Consider the following 21,331-nt stretch of genomic DNA (forward strand, 5'->3'; position numbering starts at 1 on the left):
CTCACACCCCCTTCAGCAGCCAGGCCGGCTGCTGCTGGGTGATGCAATGCACCCCGCCGCCGCCGTGGGCCAGCTGGTCGATGCGCACCGGCACCACTTCGCGGCCGGGAAAGGCCAGGCGCAGGGTGGCGGCGGCCTCGTCGTCGGCGTCGATGCCGTAGGCCGGCATGATGATCGCGCCGTTGGCGATGTAGAAGTTGGTGTAGGAAGCGCAGAACACCTCGGCCCCGGTGTCTACCGCATCGCTGGCCTCGAACAGTTCGAGCATCTCGAAGCGGCGGCCACGGGCGTCGGTGGCCAGCTCCAGGGCGCGGCGGTTCTCCCGCGCCACCTGGGCATAGACCGAGGTGGCGTCACGGGTGGCATCCACCAGCAGCGCACCGGGGCGGGCGAAGGCGCAGACGCCGTCGACGTGGCCGTCGGTCATGTCGCCGGTGACGTGGTCCGGGTCGCCCGGCAGCCAGATGGTCTTCTTCACCCCCAGCAGGCGGGCGAAGATCGCCTCCACCTCGGCCTTGCTGATGCCCGCGTTGCGGTTGGCGTTGAGCAGCACCGACTCGGTGGTGATCAGGGTGCCGTCGCCGTCCACATGGATGGCGCCGCCCTCGTTGCTCAACGCGGTGCCGAAGCAGTCCAGCCCCAGGTGATTGAGCACGCGGCGCGCCAGGCCCTCATCCAGGTCGTGGGCCGACTTGCCGCCCCAGGCATTGAAGCGCCAGCTGACGCCGGCCACGCCCAGTTGCGGGTGGCAGACGAAGCTGGGGCCGGAGTCACGGCACCAGCTGTCGTCGACCGCCAGGGGCAGCAGCTCGATGCCCGGGCCGCAGAGGGCGCGGGCGCGCTCCACGGCACTCGGGTCCACCACCATCTTCACCGGCTCGAAGCGGGCGATGGCGTTGGCGACACGGGCGAAGTCCTCCTGCACCGCAGCCAGGGTCACGCCCCAGCCCGTTTCCCACAGCGGCTGGTTGTGCGGCCAGACCATCCAGGTGGCGGCGTGGTGGGACCATTCGGCGGGCATGACCCAGCCGCTCTGCTGCGCGTGTTGCTGCTGCATGACGATTGCCTTCAGTTAAGTTTTAGTTATCACTGAAAACCGCGATTGCGGTAATGGATGCCATGCTAGGCCTGTGAAACAGGCGCAACAAACGATAGATTTTCCACACTTATGATCAGACAGGCTTATCAGAGATGCTCAAGCACTGGCCCCCGCTGAACGCCCTGCGCGGCTTCGAAGCCGCCGCCCGCCTCGGCAGCTTCCACAAGGCCGCCGAGGAGCTGCACCTCACCCAATCGGCCATCAGCCAGCAGATCCGCAGCCTCGAAGGCTTCCTCGAACAGCCGCTGTTCCACCGCAACGGCCGCAGCGTCGCCCTCACCGATGCGGGGCACGACCTGCTCGGCACCACCCAGGCGCTGCTGCAGCAACTGGCCGTGGGCATCCGCCGGCTGGAGCAGTACCGCAAGCCCAACCAGCTGGTGGTCAACACCAGCCCGGCCTTCGCCCGCCACTGGCTGGTGCCGCGCCTGGGCGACTTCCGCCGGCAACACCCGGAAGTGGACCTGTGGCTGTTCACCACCGACGAGCCGCCGGACATGGCCACCCAGACCATCGACATCGCCGTGCGCGACGACATCGCCGCCCAGGCCGAATGCAGCTTCCGCGTCCTGCATGCCGATCGCCTCTACCCCGCCTGCCACCCGGCGCTGCTGGCCACGCCGCCGGCGCAGCGCACCACCCTGCACGGCGAGCGCGAGATGGACTGGAGCCACTGGGCGCTGGAAGCGGGCATCGACGTCGGCCAGCAGAGCAGCGGCCTCAACTTCTCCGACCCCGGCCTGCTGCTGGACGCCGCCTGCGACGGGCTCGGCACCGCCCTGGTCAGCCGCTTGCTGGCGCAGAGGGCCCGCGCCGAGAAGCGCCTGCAACCGTTGGTGGAGCAGACCATCCGTGGCCCCAACTGGGCCTGGCTGATCCACCGCGACAGCGAGCTCAGCCCGCTGACGCGCCGCTTCAGCGAGTGGCTGCTGGAACAGCTGGAAGACGAGGTGAAAGCCCTGGGCTAGAAGACCATCAGTCGGACGGAAACATTTTCTTGCATGTGCCGTTGCGGGTTTTGCCCTTCTCATCCGTCCTGAATGTAACGCCCCCTCGATTTCGAGATGCCGTTTCTTTGGTTTCACCCGCCAGCCCCTCGGGCCGGCGGGTGCTTTTCCATGGGCCGGGCGTGACCGCACCCGTGACCGGCCGAGGCCGGAGGCCCTGATTCCGCTACCCAGATCGTTGCCCATGTCGAAGAAATCCCGTTCGAAAACCTGGTTCCTGGTCCACAGCTGGCTGGCGTTGCCCATCTGGTTCTTCGTGTTCCTGGTGTGCATCACCGGCACCCTGGCGGTGCTCAGCGAGGAGATCGTCTGGCTCGCCAACCCCGACGTGCGCGCCACCGCGCCCTCGGATGACGCCGAGCTGATGAGCTTCGACCAGATCCTCGCCGCCATCGAGAAGCAGGACCCCACCGCCGATGTGGAGTGGCTGGCCAAGCCCGAGGAAAGCCACTTCGCCCTGACCGCCTCGGTGACCTACCCCGACACGCGCACCGCGACCCTGTACGTGAACCCCTACACCGGGCAGATCCAGGGCAGCAGCCCGCTGTTCGACTTCCGCCAGTTCACCCGCGCCCTGCATGGCTGGTGGCTGGTGCCCTTCACCAACGGCTACAGCTGGGGCTGGTACCTGGTCTCGCTGCTGGGCCTGCCGATGCTCGCCTCGCTGGTCACGGGGCTGGTGGTGTACAAGCGCTTCTGGCGCGGCTTCCTCAAGCCGACGCTGCGCTTCAACCAGGGCGCGCGCATCTTCTGGGGCGACTTCCATCGCCTGTCGGGCATCTGGTCGATCTGGTTCATCGCGGTGATTTCCATCACCGGCGTGTGGTTCCTGATCAGCGCCATCCTCGCCGACACGCACATCTCCATCTCCAGCGAAGGCCTGCCGACGCTGATCCCGCGTGACGAAGTCCCCCTGGCGCAGCCCGGCCGGCCGATGCCGCGCGTGGGCGTGGACCAGGCGGTGGCCACCGCCACGCGGACCATTCCCGGCTTCGAGGTGAGCTTCGTGATGTTCCCCCCGGACGCCTACACGCCGATGGAAGTGGGCGGCCGCGGCTGGTACCCGCTGATGTACCAGACCGCCGAACTCAACCCCTACACGGGTGAACTGGTGGGCTCGCGCCTGCTCGCCGACCGCACGCCCCTGGAGTTCGTCACCGAGTCCATGCGCCCGCTGCACACCGGCGACTTCGGCGGCATCTGGGTGAAGCTGGTCTGGTTCTTCTTCGGCCTGCTGCTGAGCATGATGGTGCTCAGCGGCCTGCTCATCTGGAGCAAGCGCACGGTGATCGCCACCGCCAAGGCGCTCAAGCGCAAGCCCCGCCCGACACCCGCCGCCACCGCCGTGGAGGCGACCGAATGAGCAACGCAGCCCTGATTCCCGAGACCCGCCTCAAGCGCCTGTGGCTCACGTGGCGCTTCCACCTCAGCGCGCTGCTGGTGCTGATCCCGCTGGGCTTCATGCCCGCCTACTTCCATGACGTCAGCCTCGACCGTGGCCTGCAGGGCCTGGGCGAACGGGTGATAGGCCAATACCCGGTCGGCCCCTGGACCGCACGCATCGCCGAATGGGAGCTGCACGAGCCGCAACGCGACGGCAAGGCCGGCTACATGAAGGAGATCACCCTGGCCTTCTGCGCCGAGTGCATCGGCCAGGTGAAGGCCGCCTACCTGCGCATCGGCAAGCCACGCAGCCTGCGCGCCGCCGGCTCGCTGCTGTCCGGTAGCCCCTACCGGCTGTTCGCCGAAGTACGCATTCCGCCGGGCACCACCGCCGACGACGCCCTGTGGCTGACCGTGGAAGGCTGGGACGGCAGCGTGCACCAGGCGTCCATCCCCCTGAAGGAAGTCTCGCCGTCGATGATCGAATGGCTGGCCCGCAATGGAGACACGCTGTGAAGCCCCTTTACCCCACCCTGCTGGCGAGCGCCCTGCTGCTCGCCACCCCCGCCGCCTTCGCCCACAACGCCTTCGTCGAGTGCGAAGCCATCGCCGAAGGGCAGATCCGCTGCACCGGCGGCCTCTCCAACGGCAGCGCCGCCCCGGGCGTGACCCTGGACGTGATCGGCTACGACGAAAAGGTACTGGTTGCCGGCAAGCTCGGCGCGGACTCGCGCTTCACCTTCCCCCGCCCGGACGGCGAGTTCTACGTGCTGCTCGACCTCGGCGCCGGCCATACCGCCGAGCTGGACTACAAGCAGATCAAGGGGCTCTGAGGGCGCGCAATCGACAATCGGCGGGCTGAAACGGAGCGACGCCCGGCCCACCCTACACACAGGCCGACCCGGTGCGTGCCGGCGGCAGCGCTGGTGGATGAAAAAAGCGTCATCCACCCTACCCACGAGCCAACTCCGTGCACGCAACCGTAGGGTGGACGATGCTTCACCCGTCCACCCTGCGTGCTCACAGGTAACACCGCTGGTGGATGAAAAGAGCGCCATCCACCCGACCCATGGCCCAACTCCGTGCGCGCCAGCCGTAGGGTGGACGACGCTCCACCCGTCCACCCTGCGAACTCACGGGCGGCACCGCTGGTGGAGGCAAAGAACGACCTCCACCCACGCACAGCGTCACGCCGTAGCCCGCGCTTAAGCCCCGGGCCTGGTCGGCTGCGATCAATACTCCCAGCGCAATGAAGCGGTCAGGCTGCGCGGCTCGCCGTAGAGGTCGCTGTAGACGCTGGTGCTCGCGTAGTACGCCTTGTCGAACAGGTTGCCGACGTTGAGCGTGCCGGTGAAGTGCTCGTCGAAGCGGTAGCGCGCCAGCAGGTCCACCAGGGCGTAGCTGCCCTGCTTGGCTTGCAGGGTGGTGCCGGGGATCACCTGGGTATTGCCGTAGCGGGTCGCGCTTTCCAAGCGCACGCCGCCGCCGAGGGTGAGGCGGTTCAGGTCCCCGGTCAGGTCGTAGGTGGTGAAGAGCTTGACGTTGTTCCGTGGGAAACCGACGTTCACATCGACGCCTTGCGGGTAGTAGGCGTTCACGTGGCTGTAGGCCGCCTGCACGTGCCAGCCCGGCATGAGTTCACCGGCGACTTCGAGCTCCAGGCCCCTGATCTTGATCTTCGCGGGCGCCACCATCTCGTTGTCGAAGGCGTCGTACAGCCCGGTGCCGACCGCGTAGTTGCTCAGCTTGGACTCGAACAGCGCGGCGCTGAGGTTGAGCCGGCCGTCGTAGTACTCGCCCTTGGCCCCGACCTCGTAGCTCTCGCCTTCGGTGGGGTCCATGAAGGTGCCTTCGAGGGTCCGGCTCGATTGCGGCTTGTAGATGCTGGTGTAGCTGGCATAGACCGAGTGGTTGTCGTCCAGGTCGTAGACGATGCCGGCGTATGGCGTGAGCTCGCCGTGCTCGCGCTTCTTCAGGGAGGTCGGGTCGTAGCCGTAGTAGGCGGAGCTCTGGTCGACCTTGAAGTAGCTCAGGCGGCTGCCGAGGATCAGCGACAGGTCATCGGTGAGCGTGAAGCGGGCCGTGCTGTACGCCGCGTACTGGCGCTGGCTGTACTCCAGGTCGCCAATGCGGTTGAACGGCGGCTTGGAGATGTCGCCGCGCCATTGGTAGACGTCGGGAATGGCCGGGTTCCAGCCGCTGCCGCTGCGATCCACCCACAGCGGGTAGGCACCGGTGTTGCTGCGGTAGCGCATGGCGCTGGCACCGACCACCAGCTCGTGCTCGCGGCCGAACAGGCTGAAGGGGCCGGATGCGTAGGCGTCCACCGAATTCTGCTCGGGCTTGCTCGGCCACTTGGCGAAATACAGGCTGGTGCCCGCACCGGTCTGCTGATTGGGGTAGCCATTGCTGCTGAACCAGCCGTACTCGACGTCGTTGTCGTCACGCACGTTGGTGACGGCGACCTTAGCCATCCACTCGTTGTCGAAGCGGTGCTCGTAGGTGCCGAAGATCGAGGTGCGCTGGCGATCGGCGTGGCTCCAGTCGGCGGCCGAGTTGAAGGAGCGCTTGAAGTCGGTGCGCTGGCCATTGCTGTAGAACGCCGGGAAGCCGAAATAGCCGCAGGCATCGCAGTTGCGCACCTGGTAGTCGATGCCGAAGCTGACGGTATCGCGCTCGCCGAGGTCCGCCTCGATCACGCCATAGGCCACCCGCCGCTCGGTGCTGAGGCGATCGGTGAAGGAGTTGGCTGTCTGGTAGGCGCCCACCAGGCGGCCGCGCAGGGTGCCTTGCTCGTTCATCGGGCCGGAAACATCGACCTCGGAGCGGTAGTTGTCCCAGGAGCCGGCGCTGCCCTGGATCGAGGCCGCGAACTCGCGGGTCGGGCGCTTGCGCACCATGTTGATGGTGGCGGACGGCTGGCCGATGCCGCTGAGCAGCCCGGTGGCGCCGCGCACGATCTCGACCCGGTCATACACCGCCATGTCGTTGGACTGGCTGCTCATCGAGGGCTCGAACACCGTCGGGATGCCGTCGACCTGGAAGTTCTCGATCTTCATGCCACGGGAAAAGATGCCCACCTCCTCGTCCGAGGAGTTGCTCTTCTTCTTGTAGAGCACGCCCGGGGCCTGGGTGAGGACGTCTTCCAGGCTGACCATCTTCTGGTCGCGGATGCGCTGGCTGGTGATCACGCTGACCGACTGCGGCGTCTCGCGCAGGGACAGCGGCAGCTTGGTCGCGGTACGGGTCGAACCGGTGGTGTAGGAGCCCGTGCCCTCGGTGGTATCGCCCAGCAGCGAGGAAGAGATGGTCGTCGCCTCCAGCTCCAGGGCGCCTTCCGCTGGCGCCGGGATCAACGACAGCGTGCCGCCGGCGGTGATCACCAGCGACAACCCACTCCCCGCCAACGCCTGCTGCACCGCCTGCTCCGCGGTGAACTGCCCGCGCACCGCCGGCGCCTGCTTGCCCTGAATCAACGACGGGTCGGCGGAGAGGGTGCGGCCGCTCTCGCGGGAGATGCGAGCCAGGGTCTCGCCCAGCGGGCCGGCGGGGATGTCATAGCTGCGCACGGCAACCTGGCTGCTGCTGGACTCGGCCAGGGCCACGAGTGGCTGGCCGGCGCTGGCGAAGGCGATCGCCAGGGCCAGCAGGCCAGGGCGCAGAAGGGGGGACGACATGAAGGGCTCCTTGTTCCGTGTGTCGGGTTTGCCCTATCCATGTCCAACGAGGCGCATAAACCCCTCATCGTTCTTGCGAATTTTTTGCATGTGTTCGATGGCCGCGCTTTCGAGCCCGTCTTTGGCGCCCTTTGGTGGATGAAAAAAACCCACCCCACACACCGACCGACTCCGCGCACGCCAGCCCTAGGGTGGACGACGCTTCACCCGTCCACCATTTCGTGCTCGCAGGCGACACCGCGGGTGGATGAAAAGAGCGCCATCCGCCCTATGCACGGAGCCACTCCATGCGCGATCAGGCGCGGTCGATCAGGGTCAGCCAGGGGCCGTAGCGGCGCACCCGCACCGGCATGGTCTCGGCCAGCGATTGCAGGGCGGCGCCGCTGTCGTCCAGGGGGAACACGCCGAACACCCGCACCTGCGCGGCTTCCGGGCTGATGCGCAGCAGGCCGCGATGGTAGGGGCGCAGGGCCTCGACCAGGTGCCCCAGGGGCTCGTCATCGACTTCCACGCGCCCGTCCACCCAGGCCGCACGGGTCAGCAGGCTGGCAGGGGCCGGCTGGATGCCCGAGGCGCCGAACCAGGCCGCCTGGCCTTCGCCCAGCTCGCCCTGGCGCCCGTCGAGGCAGTCGATGCGCACGCTGTGCTCCTGCACGCAGACCAGGCTGCGCGACGCCTCCTGGCGCACCAGGAAGCGCGTGCCCAGCGCCCGTACTTCGCCCTGGGCGGTGGCGATGACGAAGGGCCGCGCGGCATCGGCGGCGACCGTCACCAGCACCTCGCCCTCACGCAGGCGCAGCAGCCGACGCGCGCCATCGAAGCGGATATCCACCGAGCTGCGGGCATTGAGGACCAGGCGGCTGCCGTCAGCCAGTTGCAGCGTGCGGCGCTCGCCGGTGGCGGTGTGCACATCGGCGCTGAGGCCCGTCAACGGGGTCACGCGGTTGACCAGCGCACCGCTGCCGGCGCCCAGCACCAGCAGGGCCAGGCCGCCGCGCAGCAGCTTGCGGCGCTGCGGCGAGTCAGGGGCGGAGAGTGCCCGGCTGGCGGCCCGCAACTGGCCCGGGCTGCGTACTTCGGCGCCCTGCAGGTCGGCCAGCGGCTGCTGCAGCAGACCGCTGACCCGTTGCCAGGCGAGCAGGTGGGCCGGGTCGTCGGCCAGCCAGCGCTTGAAGTCCTGGCGGTCGTGGTTGGTCACCCGGCCCGGGTCCAGGCGCAGCATCCAGTCGATGGCGGTGCGGGTGTGCGGGTCGAGTTCGGCGTGGCTCATGGCAGCTCCGGGTGGGCGCAGAGGCAATGCACGAAGGCACGGCGCAGGTCGCGTTCGACCGTGGCCAGGGACACCCCCAGGAGGTCGGCGATGGCCTGCTGCGGCAAGCCGTCGAGACGGTTGAGCAGGAAGGCGCGGCGCACCCGCTGCGGCAAGCCGTCGAGCAGCCGGTCGATGGCGTCGATGGCCTCGCTGACCAGGGCGATGTCCTCCTCCGAGGGGGCGAACCGCTCGGGCAGCTCCGCGAGGGCCTCGAGGTACGCACGCTCCACCTTGCGCCGCCGCCAGAAGCTGCACAGCAGGCGCCGGGCCAGGGTGTTGAGGAAGGCGCGCGGCTCCTCCAACTGCCCCAGCTGGCGCGAGGCCATGGCCCGCATGAAGGTGTCCTGGGTCAGGTCGGCGGCATCCTGCGGGCAGCGCAGCTGGCGATAGAGCCAGGCGCGCAGCCAGCGGTGGTTCTCGCTGTAGAGCGTCGCCAGGGAAGCATTGAGATCCGGAGAGGTGGACACGGGGAAAGACCCAGGATTCAAATAAGAATAAGTCGCATTATTGTTGATCCGCGTTCCCGCTGGCAATGCCCGCATTCACCCGCCCTGGCCGGTCGGCCACGGTGCGGTTTGCCAGCACGGGCGACTGCGCATAATATGCGAATCCTTCTCATCTGCATTCAAGCCGCCTGCCCTGCCGGAAGCCACCCGATGTCGACCCTCGACAAGTCCTACCAACGCCAGGTGCAGCACTACTACGTCGAGCACCACGGCTGGATACGCGCCTGGCTGCAACGCAAGCTGGGCAACGCCAGCGATGCCGCCGACCTCGCCCACGACGTGTTCCTGCGCCTGCTGAGCAGGCCGCGCCAGTTCGACAGCGATACCCACGTCCGCGCCTACCTCAGCGCCATGTCCCGCCATGTGTGCGTGGATTTCTGGCGGCGCCAGCAGGTGGAGCGCGCCTGGGCCGAGGTGCTGGCCGGCCAGCCCGAGGCGGTGACACCCTCCGAGGAACACCGCGCCATGGTCCTGGAAGCGCTGCAGCAGGTGCACGCGATGCTCGCCAGCCTGCCGCCCAAGGTCGCCGAGGCCTTCCTCCTGGCTCAGGTCCAGGGCCTGGGCTACCGCGCCATCGCCGAGCGGCTCGGGGTGTCCGAACGGACCGTCACCAGCTACATGGCCCAGGCCATGTTCAAGTGCCTGCTGCTGGAAGCCGAACTGGACGAGGCGCTGCGCACATGACCCCGCTCAAGCCCGACCACGCCATCCTCCAGCAGGCCGCGCACTGGTACGCCGAACTCAGCGCCGAAGCCGCCGACGACAGCACCCGCGCCGCCTGGCTGCACTGGCACGGGCAAAGCGAGATGCACCGCCAGGCCTGGCTCTACGTCGAACGCATCAGCCAGCGCTTCGCCCCCTTGCAAGGCGATGGCGAGGTGGCCCTGCAAACGCTCAAGGGCGCCCGTCGTGCCCAGCACTCCCGGCGCCAGGTGCTGCGCACCCTGGCCGTGCTCTCCGGCGGCACCCTGCTCGGCTGGGCCGGCTGGCGCAACATGCCGCTGCCGGGCCTGGTGGCGGGCTGGCGCGCCGACTACCGCAGCGCCACGGGCGAGGTGCGCGAACTCACCCTGGGCGACGGCAGCCACGTCTGGCTGAACAGCGCCAGCGCCCTGGACGTCGACCTGCAAGCCGACCTGCGCCTGTTGCACCTGGTGGCCGGCGAGGTGCTGATCGACACCCACCACGACAGCCGCCCCTTCGTCATCACCACCGCCGAAGGCCGCCTGCGCGCGCTGGGCACGCGCTTCAGCGTGCAGCAACAGCAGGGGCGCACCCGGCTCAACGTCTTCGAAGGCGCGGTGGAAGTACGCAACACCGCCGGCCAGGTGCGCATCGCCCAGGCCGGCGAGCAACTGGGCTTCGACGACCAGGCCATCGGCGCCCTGCAGCCCGCCAGCCAGGGCCGGCAGAGCTGGAGCCAGGGCATGCTGCTGGCCAGCGACATGCCGCTCTCGGCCTTCGTCGAAGAGCTGGCCGCCCACCGCCACGGCCACCTCGGCGTGGCGCCACAGGTCGCCAACCTGCGGGTGAGCGGCGCCTTCCCCCTGCATGACGGCGACCAGGCACTGGCGATGCTGGAAGACGTCCTGCCCATCCGCGTGCACCGCACCCTGCCCTGGTGGCACACCGTGGAAGCGCGCTGATCGCACTGTTCGAAAAAATTTCGCATTCGCGTTTCCGGTTTTTCCTTCTCATCCGAATTAGCGGGTGACAACGGCTTTCTGCCCCTCGAACGACAAGGAAAAAACATGTCACCGCGCCCCTCACGCTTCCCCCTGCGCCCCCTCGCGCTGGCCATCCCGCTCGCCCTCGGCGCTGTCGCCGCCCTCCACGGCACGCTGGTATCCGCCGCCGAGCAGATGCAGGAGCAACAGTTCGACATCCCCGCGGGCCCCCTGGCCGACCAGCTCAACCGCTTCGCCGTGCAGGCCGGCATCTACCTGGCCGCCGACGGCGCCCTCACCGCCGGCAAGCAGAGCCCGGCCCTGCAGGGGCGCTACAGCGTGGACCAGGCGCTGGGCATCCTCCTCGGCGCCAGCGGCCTGCAGGCCCTGCCCACCGGTGAACGCCGCTACCAGTTGCAACCGCGCAGCGAAGGCGACGGCCTGCAACTGGACGCCACGCGCATCCAGGGCAGCAGCTACCAGGAAAACGCCTGGGGCCCGGTGCAGGGCTACGTGGCCACCCGCAGCGGCACCGGCACCAAGACCGATACGCCGCTGCTGGAAATCCCCCAGACCATCAACGTGATCACCGCCGACGAGATCAAGGCGCGCGGCGCGCAGAGCATCACCGAGGCGCTGCGCTACACCGCCGGCATGACCGGTGGCGGCTTCTCCGACCGGGTGAAGATCTTCGACGAGCCCACCTCGCGCGGCTACTTGCCGACCCCGCTCTACCTCGACGGCCTGCACCTGCCCTATGGCGGCGGCAGCACCGGCGGCGCCCTGCAGATCGAGCCCTACTCGCTGGAACGCATCGAAGTGATGAAGGGCCCCTCCTCCGTGCTCTACGGCCAGAACCAGCCCGGCGGCATGGTCAACATGGTCAGCAAGCGCCCCACCGCCGAGCCGCTGCACCAGATCCAGCTCGGCACCGGCAGCTACGACCGCAAGAGCGGCGCCTTCGACCTCGGCGGCCCGCTGGACGACCAGGGCCAGTTCCTCTATCGCCTCACCGGCCTGGCCAGCGACAGCAACGCGGAAATCGACTACGTCGAGCAGCAGCGCCTGTTCATCGCCCCGAGCCTCACCTGGCTGGCCAGCGACGACACCAGCCTCACGCTCTACGCCCAATGGCAGAAGGACGACGGCGTGCCCGAGGCCCAGGGCCTGCCCAGCGAAGGCACGGTGTTCGCCAACCCCAACGGCCATATCTCCCGTGACCGCTTTCTCGGCGAGCCCGGCGTCAACGACTACAACCGCAAGCAGAACGCCCTGGGCTACGAGCTGAGCCACCGCCTCGACGACGTCTGGACGTTCAGGCAGAACGCCCGCTACGCCTATGTCGACGACCACTACACCGCGCCGCTGCACGGCTACCGCTTCGTCGCCAACCCGGTCACCGGTGCCAACGACAAGCGCTACCAGACCCGCTACGGCGTCGACTGGGCGCAGAAGAACAGCGTGTTCGGCGTGGATAACATCGCCCAGGCGCAGTTCGACACCGGCGAGGCCCGCCACACCCTGCTCATCGGCCTGGACTACTACCACTTCAACTCGAAGTTCGACGGCCAGTACGACTACAACCCGCCGATCATCGACCTGTTCAACCCGGTCTACGGCCAGGCGCTGCGCTTCGGCAACCGCTACAAGTGGGACAACACCGTCACCCAGACCGGCCTCTACCTGCAGGACCAGATCAAGCTCGACCAGTGGATCCTCACCCTCGGCGGGCGCTACGACTGGGCCGAAACCGACAACCGCGCGCCGATCCAGGGCACCCACAGCAACGTCAAGGACGAAGCCTTCACCGGCCGCGCCGGCCTCACCTACGTCTTCGACAACGGCCTGGCGCCCTACATCAGCTACTCCGAATCCTTCCTCCCGCAGACCGGCACCAACGCCGCCAGCCAGCCCTTCGAGCCCTCCACCGGCAAGCAGTACGAAACCGGCCTGAAGTACCAGCCCAGTGGCCAGGAAAGCTTCATCCAGCTCTCGGTCTACGAACTGGAGCAGGAAAACATCCTCACCACCGACCTCGCCAACCCCGGCTTCAACGCCCAGACCGGCGCCATCCGCTCCCAGGGCGTGGAGCTGGAAGGCAAGGCCGCGCTGACCGAGAACCTCAACCTGCTGGCCTCGGTCTCGCGCAACGACATCGAATACAGCAAGGACAACGACGGCCGCAAAGGCCGCCACCCGGCCAGCAGCCCGCCGCTCACCGCCTCGCTCTGGGCCGACTACCGCTACATCGGCGACGGCCCGCTCTCCGGCCTCGGCGCCGGGTTCGGTGCCCGCTACGTGCGCGGCAGCTACGGCGATGACTACGAGGGCTCGTTCCAGATCCCGTCCTACACCGTCTACGACGCAGCCGTGACCTACGATTTCGAGCACTCGGTACTGCGCCTGAAGGGCGTGAAGCTGGCGGTGAACGTCGAGAACCTCACCGACAAGACCTACGTCGCCAGCTGCCGCAGCATCTGGGACTGCTACTACGGCCAGGGCCGCACCCTGGTGTCCAACCTCAGCTACGACTGGTAAGCCCGCCCACAACGTGACCGGCTCCACAGCCGGCCACCTGACAAGCGCATGGCGGCGTGATTTCATAGGCGCCCGTCCTTTCCGGGCGGCGCCCATCGACTCTCCAAGGGACTGGAAACCGCCATGCCACTGCTCGCCCTGCTCGTCATCGCCTGCCAGGTCACCTGCGGCCTCCACGTCGTCCGCAGCGGGCAGGAACGCTACTGGCTGTACCTGATCATCGCGCTGCCGGGCCTCGGCTGCCTGATCTACTTCCTCGGCATCATGCTCCCCGACCTGCTCGGCAGCCGCACCGGCCGGCGCACCGTCAACCGCCTGCACGACACCCTCGACCCCGAGCGCCACCTGCGCGCCCTGCGTGACGAGCTGGACCTGCGCGACACCCGCGAAACCCGCGTGCAAGTGGCCGAAGAGCTGCTGCGCCTGGGCCGTGCCGACGAAGCCGCCAGCCACTACCAGGCCGCCCTGCGCGGCATCCACGCGCACGCGCCGGACATCCTCCTCGGCCTCGCCCAGGCGCAGTTCGCCAAGGACGACGCGCAAGGCTGCCGCGACACCCTCGACCGGCTGATCCAGCACAACCCCGACTACCGCTCCGCCGTCGGCCACCTGCTCTACGCCCGCGCCCTGGAAAGCCTCGGCGATACCAGCCAAGCGGAAGAGGAATACCGCGCCCTCTCGGGCTACTACACCGGCCCCGAGGCCAACTACCGCTACGCCCTGATGCTCCGCCAGCTGGGCCGCCAGCGCGAAGCCCGCGAGCTGCTGGAACAGATCCAGCACTACGCCCGCCGCTCCCCCAGGCACTACCGCAACCTGCACGGCGAGTGGATCAGCCTCAGCCGCGACGCCCTGCGCGAGATGCAGCCCTGAGGCCATAGCCAAAGGGCACAACCGGGCCTCTGAGCATGCAGCCGCCGCTCACCTCGAACGTAGGGTGTGCTGCGCGCACCTGGAGCTCGCCGGACGCACCGCGCGGCGGTGCGCACGGCACACCCTACGGCACAACCACCATCAAAACTCGGCAACCCGCTGGACTCAAAAACTCTCCAGCAGGCGCCACCATCCACATCCCCCGCTCGTCCCCGCTTTTGATTACCATGCGGTGCTTTGCGCACCCCACCGCCCTTTGACCCGTCGAGGCACCGCATGAAATTCACCCCCATGTCCGTGGCGCGGAAGCTCAAGTTCTACCAACTGGTGGTGTTCGACCAGGTGCTGCAAAGCGGCTCGCTGCTGCGCGCGGCGCAGGCGCTTAACCTGACCCAGCCGGCGGTGACCAAGATCATCCACGAGCTGGAATCCTACTTCGACGCCCCGCTGCTGATCCGTGGCAACCGGGGGGTGACCGCCACCGAACTGGGCGAGCTGGTGGTGCGCCGGGCCAAGTCGCTGCTGGCCGAATTGCGCTCGCTGACCGACGAGGTCAACGCCTTCCAGGAAGGCACCTCCGGCCATGTCATGGTCGGCACCCTGATCTCCGCCTCCAGCTCGCTGCTGCCGCGCGCCATGCAACTGCTCAAGCAACGCGCGCCCAGCGTGCTGGTGTCCCTGCGGGTGGGGCAGATGGACCAGCTGTTCCCGGCCCTGGCCGTGGGCGAGGTGGACCTGGTGGTGGGCCGCGTGCCGGACGACTGGGGCTGGCGCAACGAGTCGCCGATGCTGGAAGTCGAAGTGCTCTATGGCGAGGCCCTGTGCGTGGTGGCCGGCGCCCAGCACCCGCTGCAGGGCCGCTCGCCGGTGAGCCTGGCGGAACTGCACGGCTACCCCTGGGTGCTGCCGACCCGAGACTCGCTGCTGCGCCGCACCGCCGACCGCCTGTTCGCCGAGGCCGACCTGGGCACCCCGGCCAACGTGGTCGAATCCCTGTCGATCCTCACCAACATCAGCCTCATGCAGGACCAGCAGACCGTCGCCCTGATGCCCTTTGAAGCCACCCGCCAGTTCGCCGATGCCGGCATGCTGCGCGCCCTCGACCTGGGCGCCCCGCTGCAGTTCGGCGACATCGGCTACTTCCACGCCGCCAACCGCGACCTCGGCCCCGCCGCCCGCCTGTTCCGCGAATGCCTGGAACAGGCCAGCCGCGAGCATGACCAGGGCGCGCCGGCCTGATCGATGCGTGCACGTTGGGTAGGTGCGCACATCAATGTGTGGATTTGAGCGAAGAAAGTTGGAGCAGCCGCCAACGCCCCTCCAGGAGGCCGAACGCAGTCGTTGCGCCGGGGGACGAGCGGCATGGATGCCGCGAGAGGCGCGCCAGGCCATGGATGGCCCATCGCGCCGGCCCCCAGAGCGACGATGGAGTGAGGGAACCCCGGCGAAGCCGGGGCCGGATGATGGGGCAAGCCCTTTTGGTTTCTTTTGGGGCGACTGCCAAAAGAGACTCGCCCGGGGGGCGAAACCAGAAACATCACCAGAGCTCGGCAATCAGCAGGGCTCAATTCTTCTAGCAACACTTAACGCAGACAGAGCCAATGAATTCGCCCCTACGGTCATGTCGCACCGGTGTGCCATGATCGGGGCCACCCAGCTATTCCAAAGCAGAATAGTCAACCTCAAGGCTTTCATTATTCGCTTATAGGCGCCTTCCCTAGACTCCTCCGAAATCCAAGAATCGGAGGTTGTCGTGTCCACTCCCCTGCCCTTGCTGCGCCATTTCATCGCGGGCGAATTCGTCGCCAGTGACAAGACCTTCCCCAATATCTCGCCCATCGACGGGCGCGTCCTGAGCCAGGTCTGCGAAGCCGACGCCAGCCAGGTGGAACGCGCCGTCGCCGCCGCCAAGGCCGCGCAGGAAGGGCCCTGGGCCGACTTCAGCCCGAGCCAGCGCGCCGACATGCTGATGCGCATCGCCGATGGCATCGAGCGCCGCTTCGAGGCGTTCGTCGCCGCCGAGGTCGCCGACACCGGGCGCCCGGTGCAGCAGGCGCGCACCCTGGACATCGCCCGGGGCGTGCATAACTTCCGCACCTTCGCCGAGCTGGTGCGCCAGGCCGGCAGCGAGTTCTTCGAGATGCGCGCCGCCGATGGCAGCGAGGTGTTCAGCTACACCGTGCGCAAGCCCCACGGCGTGGTGGCGATCATCTCGCCGTGGAACCTGCCGATGCTGCTGCTCACCTGGAAGGTCGCCCCGGCCCTGGCCTGCGGCAACTCGGTGGTGGTCAAGCCGTCGGAGGATTCGCCCTCCAGCGCCACCCTGCTGTCCGAGGTGATGCAGGAAGCCGGGCTGCCCGCCGGCGTGTTCAACCTGGTGCACGGCTTCGGCCCCAACTCCGCCGGGGAATTCCTCACCCGCAACCCGGACGTCGACGCCATCACTTTCACCGGTGAGTCGCGCACCGGCGCCACCATCATGAAGGCCGCCGCCGAGGGCGTGCGTGACGTCTCCTTCGAGCTGGGCGGCAAGAACGCGGCGGTGGTCTTCGCCGACTGCGACTTCGACGCGGCGGTGGCCGGCGTGCTGCGCTCCAGCTTCACCAACTCCGGCCAGGTGTGCCTGTGCTCGGAGCGCGTCTATGTCGAGCGGCCGATCTACGAGCGCTTCGTCGCCGCCATGAAGGCCGGCGCCGAGAAGCTGAAGATCGGCTACCCCGACGAAGACGGCGTGAACATGGGCTCGCTGATCTCCCACAAGCACCGCGACAAGGTGCTCGGCTACTTCGAACTGGCCCGCAGCGAAGGCGCCGTCGAAGTCACCGGTGGCGGCGTGCCGGTGTTCGGCGACGAGCGCGACAACGGCGCCTACGTGCAGCCGACCATCTGGACCGGCCTCGGCGACGACGCCCGCTGCGTGCGCGAAGAGGTGTTCGGCCCGGTCTGCCACATCGCCCCCTTCGACAGCGAGGACGAGGTGGTGCGCCGCGTCAACGACTCCGCCTACGGCCTGGCCACGGCTCTGTGGACCCGCGACCTGAAGCGCGCGCACAAGGTCTCGCGGCGCTTCCGCGTGGGCATGGTCTGGGTCAACACCTGGTTCCTGCGTGACCTGCGCACGCCCTTCGGCGGCGCGCGCCTGTCCGGCCTCGGCCGCGAGGGCGGCCGCCATTCCCTGGATTTCTACTCCGAGATCACCACCATCTGCGTCAACGCCTGAGCGGGAGCCCCACCATGCATGCAGCACTCATCGAAGCGGCCAGCCGCCTGCGCCAGGCGGAACGCAGCGGCCAACCCTGCGCCCCGGTGCGCGACCTGATCGCCACCGCCCTGGCCGAAGACCCGACCCAGGACCCGGTCGCCCTGGCCTATGCCGTCCAGCGCTACAACACCCTGGCCGCCATCGACGCCGGCCTGCGCCCGGTGGGCCACAAGATCGGCCTGACCTCCCGCGCCGTGCAGAAGCAGCTGGGCGTCGACCAGCCGGACTTCGGCCTGCTGTTCGCCGAGCGGGCCCGGGGCGACGGCCAGCCCATCGCCTGGGACGACACCCTGCAACCCAAGGTGGAAGCGGAGATCGCCCTGGTGCTGGAACACGACCTGTGCTTCGAGCGCCACACCGTGGCCGACCTGATCCGCGCCACCGCCTTCGCCCTGCCGGCCATCGAAGTGGTCGGCAGCCGCATCGCCAACTGGGACATCCGCCTGGTGGACACCATCGCCGACAACGCCTCCTCCGGCCTCTTCGTGCTCGGCAGCCGCCCGGTGACCCTGGACAAGCTGGACCTGGTGCGTTGCGGCATGAGCATGACCCTGCGCGGCGAGCCGGTGTCGGTCGGCGCCGGTGCCGCATGCATGGACAACCCGCTGAACGCCGCGCTGTGGCTGGCCGACACCATGGTCCGCCACGGTGCACCGCTGCGTGCCGGCGACATCCTCCTCACCGGTGCGCTGGGGCCGATGGTCGCCGTGCAACCGGGCGACAGCTTCACCGCGCACATCCAGGGCCTGGGCAGCGTCACCGCCGCCTTCGCCACCGCGCAATGACCGGAGCCCCCATGAACAGACAGAAACTCAAGGCCGCGATCATCGGCTCGGGCAACATCGGCACCGACCTGATGATCAAGATCCTGCGCAACGCCCAGCACCTGGAAATCGCCGCCATGGTCGGCATCGACCCGGCCTCCGACGGCCTGGCCCGCGCCGCCCGCCTGGGCGTGGCCACCACCCATGAAGGCGTGGAGGGGCTGACCCGCCTGCCCGAGTTCGCCGAGATCGACTTCGTCTTCGATGCCACCAGCGCCGCCGCCCATGTGCAGAACGATGCCTACCTGCGCAGCGTGAAGCCCGGCATCCGCCTGATCGACCTGACCCCGGCGGCCATCGGCCCCTACTGCGTGCCGGTGGTGAACCTGGAGCAGAACCTGCAACAGACCAACGTCAACATGGTCACCTGCGGCGGCCAGGCCACCATTCCCATGGTGGCGGCGGTGTCCCGCGTGGCCCGCGTGCACTACGCCGAGATCATCGCCTCCATCGCCAGCAAGTCCGCCGGCCCCGGCACCCGCGCCAATATCGACGAGTTCACCGAGACCACCTCCAAGGCCATCGAAGTAATCGGCGGGGCGGCCAAGGGCAAGGCGATCATCATCATGAACCCGGCCGAGCCGCCGCTGATCATGCGCGACACCGTCTATGTGCTGAGCGAAGCGGTGGACCAGGCGCAGGTCGCCGCCTCAATCGAAGAAATGGTCGCCGCCGTGCAGGCCTATGTGCCGGGCTACCGCCTCAAGCAGCAGGTGCAGTTCGAGGTGATCCCCGAATCGGCGCCGCTGACCCTCCCCGGCCATGGCCGCTTCAGCGGGTTGAAGACCTCGGTGTTCCTCGAAGTGGAAGGCGCCGCCCATTACCTGCCGAGCTACGCCGGCAACCTCGACATCATGACCTCCGCCGCGCTGGCCACCGCCGAACGCATGGCGCAGTCGCTGCTGAACCGCTGAGGAGCACGCCATGACCGCCACCCCCGGCAAGAAGCTGTACATCTCCGACGTGACCCTGCGCGACGGCATGCACGCCATCCGCCACCAGTACTCGCTGGAGCAGGTGCAGACCATCGCCCGCGCCCTGGACCAGGCCCGCGTGGACTCCATCGAAATCGCCCACGGCGACGGCCTGCAGGGCTCGAGCTTCAACTACGGCTTCGGCGCCCACACCGACCTGGAATGGATCGAGGCCGCCGCCGATGTGCTGCAGCACGCGCGCATCGCCACCCTGCTGCTGCCCGGCATCGGCACGGTGCACGACCTCAAGGCCGCCCACGCCGCCGGCGCCCGGGTGGTCCGCGTGGCCACCCACTGCACCGAGGCGGATGTCTCCCGCCAGCACATCGAGTACGCCCGCCACCTGGGCATGGACACCGTCGGCTTCCTGATGATGAGCCACATGCAGACCCCCGACGGCCTCGCCCGCCAGGCCAAGCTGATGGAAAGCTACGGCGCCACCTGCATCTACGTGGTCGACTCCGGCGGCGCCATGGGCATGCAGGACATCCGCGAGCGCTTCCGCGCACTCAAGGCCGTGCTCGACCCGGCCACCGCCACCGGCATCCATGCCCACCACAACCTCTCCCTGGGCGTGGCCAACTCCATCGTCGCGGTGGAGGAAGGCTGCGACCGCATCGACGCCAGCCTCGCCGGCATGGGCGCCGGGGCCGGCAACGCGCCGCTGGAGGTGTTCATCGCCGCCGCCGAACGCCTGGGCTGGCACCACGGCACCGACCTGCTGGCACTGATGGATGCCGCCGACGACATCGTCCGCCCACTGCAGGACCGCCCCGTGCGCGTGGACCGCGAAACCCTCGCCCTGGGCTATGCCGGCGTGTACTCCAGCTTCCTGCGCCATGCCGAGGTGGCCGCCGCCCGCTACGGGCTGAAGACCGTGGACATCCTCGTCGAGCTCGGCCAGCGCCGCATGGTCGGCGGCCAGGAAGACATGATCGTCGACGTCGCCCTCGACCTTCTCGCCCAACGCCAGGAGCCGCGCCCATGAGCACCGATATCGCCCGCATCGCCACCGCCCTCGACCGCGCCGCCCGCCAGGCCGAGCCGCTGGCACAGTTCAGCACCAGCAGCCCCTTTTCCCTCGACGAGGCCTACCTGATCCAGCGCGCGTCCATGGCCCGTCGCTACGCCGACGGCGAGCGCATGGTCGGGGTCAAGCTGGGCTTCACCAGCCGCGCCAAGATGATCCAGATGGGCGTCGACAGCCTGATCTGGGGCTGGCTCACCGACGCCATGCTGGAAGAGGACGGCGGCGTGGTGGACCTGGGCCGCTTCATCCACCCGCGCGCCGAGCCGGAGGTGTGCTTCGTCACCCGCCGCGCCATCGAGCGCCCGCTCACCCAGCTGGAGGCGGCCGACTACCTGGAGGCCGTGGCCCCGGCCATCGAGATCATCGATTCGCGCTACCAGGCCTTCAAGTTCAGCCTGGAGGACGTGGTGGCCGACAACTGCTCCTCGTCCGGCCTGGTGGTCGGTGCCTGGTCGCGGGACTTCGCCGGGCTGGCCAACGCCGGCGTGCTGATGCGCATCGACGGCCGCGTGGTCCAGGCCGGCTCCACCGCCGCGATCCTCGGCCACCCGCTGCGCAGCCTGGTACAGGCCTCGCAGCTGCTGGCCCGCGCCGAAATCGCCCTTCCCGCCGGCAGCCTGATCATGGCCGGCGCCGCCACCGCCGCCGAAGCCCTCACCCCGGGCGCCCACGTCAGCGTGGAGATCGCCGGCTACGGCGAATGCGGCTTCACCTGCAGCGCCGCCCGCGCGCCCCAACAAGGAACCCGAGCATGAATGACAACCGCTCCACAGTCGTGGCCGGCAAGGCCACCCCACGCGGGCGCTTCCCGCACATCAAGCGCGCCGGCGACTTCCTCTACGTCTCCGGCACCAGCTCGCGGCGCCCGGACAACAGCTTCGAGGGCGTGGAGGTGGACGCCATGGGCACCACCAACCTGGACATCCGCGCCCAGACCCGCGCGGTGATCGAGAACATCCGCGACATCCTCGCCAGTGAAAACGCAACCTTGCAGAACCTGGTGGAGATCAGCACCTTCCTGGTCGACATGAACGACTTCGGCCCCTACAACCAGGTCTACGCCGAGTACTTCGACGAGAGCGGCCCGACCCGCACCACCGTCGCCGTGCACCAGTTGCCGCACCCGCACCTGCGCATCGAAATCAAGGCCGTGGCCTACGCCCCGCTCAATCGCTGAGA

The 21,331-nt window shown here is 68.4% G+C and carries 19 protein-coding genes; 15 read left to right on the plus strand and 4 right to left on the minus strand.

The features are described 5' to 3' along the window. Position 1: 1 nt before the first annotated feature. On the minus strand, positions 2-1,057 hold the full coding sequence (locus ACYJSS_RS15640; RefSeq protein ID WP_236206133.1) for an agmatine deiminase family protein: 1,056 nt from the start codon (positions 1,055-1,057) through the stop codon (positions 2-4). 134 nt (positions 1,058-1,191) lie between these two features. Here ACYJSS_RS15640 and ACYJSS_RS15645 point away from each other — a divergent pair, with 134 nt between their 5' ends. From ACYJSS_RS15645 to ACYJSS_RS15660, 4 genes are all read left to right on the plus strand, one after another. Beyond that, the gene (locus tag ACYJSS_RS15645) at positions 1,192-2,067 is read left to right on the plus strand and encodes a LysR substrate-binding domain-containing protein (RefSeq protein ID WP_236206132.1); all 876 of its coding nucleotides are present in this window, start codon (positions 1,192-1,194) and stop codon (positions 2,065-2,067) included. A gap of 223 nt (positions 2,068-2,290) precedes the next feature. Then, entirely contained in the window at positions 2,291-3,469 is a 1,179-nt protein-coding gene (locus ACYJSS_RS15650) for a PepSY-associated TM helix domain-containing protein (protein WP_111261008.1), read from the plus strand. After that, positions 3,466-4,005: a thiamine pyrophosphate-binding protein gene (locus ACYJSS_RS15655; protein ID WP_111261007.1), complete on the plus strand. Its 540-nt coding sequence runs from the start codon at positions 3,466-3,468 to the stop codon at positions 4,003-4,005. The genes ACYJSS_RS15650 and ACYJSS_RS15655 overlap by 4 nt, the downstream gene beginning before the upstream one ends. Beyond that, complete coding sequence (locus tag ACYJSS_RS15660; protein ID WP_236206131.1) at positions 4,002-4,322, plus strand: hypothetical protein; 321 nt, start codon at positions 4,002-4,004, stop codon at positions 4,320-4,322. The genes ACYJSS_RS15655 and ACYJSS_RS15660 overlap by 4 nt, the downstream gene beginning before the upstream one ends. A gap of 399 nt (positions 4,323-4,721) precedes the next feature. On the opposite strand, the gene ACYJSS_RS15665 is transcribed toward ACYJSS_RS15660, so the two are convergent. From ACYJSS_RS15665 to ACYJSS_RS15675, 3 genes are all read right to left on the minus strand, one after another. Next, positions 4,722-7,166, minus strand: coding sequence for a TonB-dependent siderophore receptor (locus ACYJSS_RS15665; protein ID WP_236206130.1), 2,445 nt, complete (start codon positions 7,164-7,166; stop codon positions 4,722-4,724). 295 nt (positions 7,167-7,461) lie between these two features. Beyond that, the gene (locus ACYJSS_RS15670) at positions 7,462-8,436 is read right to left on the minus strand and encodes a FecR family protein (RefSeq protein ID WP_236206129.1); all 975 of its coding nucleotides are present in this window, start codon (positions 8,434-8,436) and stop codon (positions 7,462-7,464) included. Then, complete coding sequence (locus tag ACYJSS_RS15675) at positions 8,433-8,945, minus strand: sigma-70 family RNA polymerase sigma factor (RefSeq protein ID WP_111264556.1); 513 nt, start codon at positions 8,943-8,945, stop codon at positions 8,433-8,435. Before ACYJSS_RS15675 ends, ACYJSS_RS15670 begins: the two co-directional genes overlap by 4 nt. A 189-nt stretch (positions 8,946-9,134) precedes the next feature. Here ACYJSS_RS15675 and ACYJSS_RS15680 point away from each other — a divergent pair, with 189 nt between their 5' ends. The 11 genes from ACYJSS_RS15680 (at position 9,135) to ACYJSS_RS15730 (ending at position 21,329) form a co-directional block, all read left to right on the plus strand. Next, on the plus strand, positions 9,135-9,668 hold the full coding sequence (locus ACYJSS_RS15680) for a sigma-70 family RNA polymerase sigma factor (RefSeq protein WP_111264557.1): 534 nt from the start codon (positions 9,135-9,137) through the stop codon (positions 9,666-9,668). Then, positions 9,665-10,630 (plus strand): FecR domain-containing protein, encoded by a 966-nt coding sequence (locus tag ACYJSS_RS15685; RefSeq protein ID WP_111264558.1) that lies wholly within the window; start codon positions 9,665-9,667, stop codon positions 10,628-10,630. Before ACYJSS_RS15680 ends, ACYJSS_RS15685 begins: the two co-directional genes overlap by 4 nt. Positions 10,631-10,735: 105 nt before the next feature. Continuing rightward, positions 10,736-13,189: a TonB-dependent siderophore receptor gene (locus ACYJSS_RS15690; protein ID WP_236206128.1), complete on the plus strand. Its 2,454-nt coding sequence runs from the start codon at positions 10,736-10,738 to the stop codon at positions 13,187-13,189. A 123-nt stretch (positions 13,190-13,312) separates the two neighbouring features. Then, positions 13,313-14,062 (plus strand): tetratricopeptide repeat protein, encoded by a 750-nt coding sequence (locus ACYJSS_RS15695; RefSeq protein WP_236206127.1) that lies wholly within the window; start codon positions 13,313-13,315, stop codon positions 14,060-14,062. 276 nt (positions 14,063-14,338) lie between these two features. Next, a complete protein-coding gene (locus ACYJSS_RS15700) occupies positions 14,339-15,301 on the plus strand; it encodes a LysR substrate-binding domain-containing protein (protein ID WP_111264561.1) in 963 nt (320 codons plus the stop codon). 514 nt (positions 15,302-15,815) lie between these two features. Next, positions 15,816-17,282: a 2-hydroxymuconic semialdehyde dehydrogenase gene (locus ACYJSS_RS15705; protein ID WP_111263722.1), complete on the plus strand. Its 1,467-nt coding sequence runs from the start codon at positions 15,816-15,818 to the stop codon at positions 17,280-17,282. Positions 17,283-17,296: 14 nt separating this feature from the next. Next, complete coding sequence (locus ACYJSS_RS15710; RefSeq protein ID WP_021218019.1) at positions 17,297-18,109, plus strand: 2-keto-4-pentenoate hydratase; 813 nt, start codon at positions 17,297-17,299, stop codon at positions 18,107-18,109. Positions 18,110-18,120: 11 nt separating this feature from the next. Further along, on the plus strand, positions 18,121-19,062 hold the full coding sequence (locus ACYJSS_RS15715) for an acetaldehyde dehydrogenase (acetylating) (RefSeq protein ID WP_021218020.1): 942 nt from the start codon (positions 18,121-18,123) through the stop codon (positions 19,060-19,062). Between the two features lie 10 nt (positions 19,063-19,072). Beyond that, entirely contained in the window at positions 19,073-20,110 is a 1,038-nt protein-coding gene (gene dmpG, locus ACYJSS_RS15720) for a 4-hydroxy-2-oxovalerate aldolase (RefSeq protein ID WP_111263720.1), read from the plus strand. After that, positions 20,107-20,907, plus strand: coding sequence for a 2-keto-4-pentenoate hydratase (locus tag ACYJSS_RS15725; RefSeq protein ID WP_111263719.1), 801 nt, complete (start codon positions 20,107-20,109; stop codon positions 20,905-20,907). The genes dmpG and ACYJSS_RS15725 overlap by 4 nt, the downstream gene beginning before the upstream one ends. Continuing rightward, a complete protein-coding gene (locus ACYJSS_RS15730) occupies positions 20,904-21,329 on the plus strand; it encodes a RidA family protein (RefSeq protein ID WP_111263718.1) in 426 nt (141 codons plus the stop codon). Before ACYJSS_RS15725 ends, ACYJSS_RS15730 begins: the two co-directional genes overlap by 4 nt. Positions 21,330-21,331: the final 2 nt, after the last annotated feature.

The sequence above is a fragment of the Pseudomonas sp. No.21 genome (assembly GCF_054558415.1).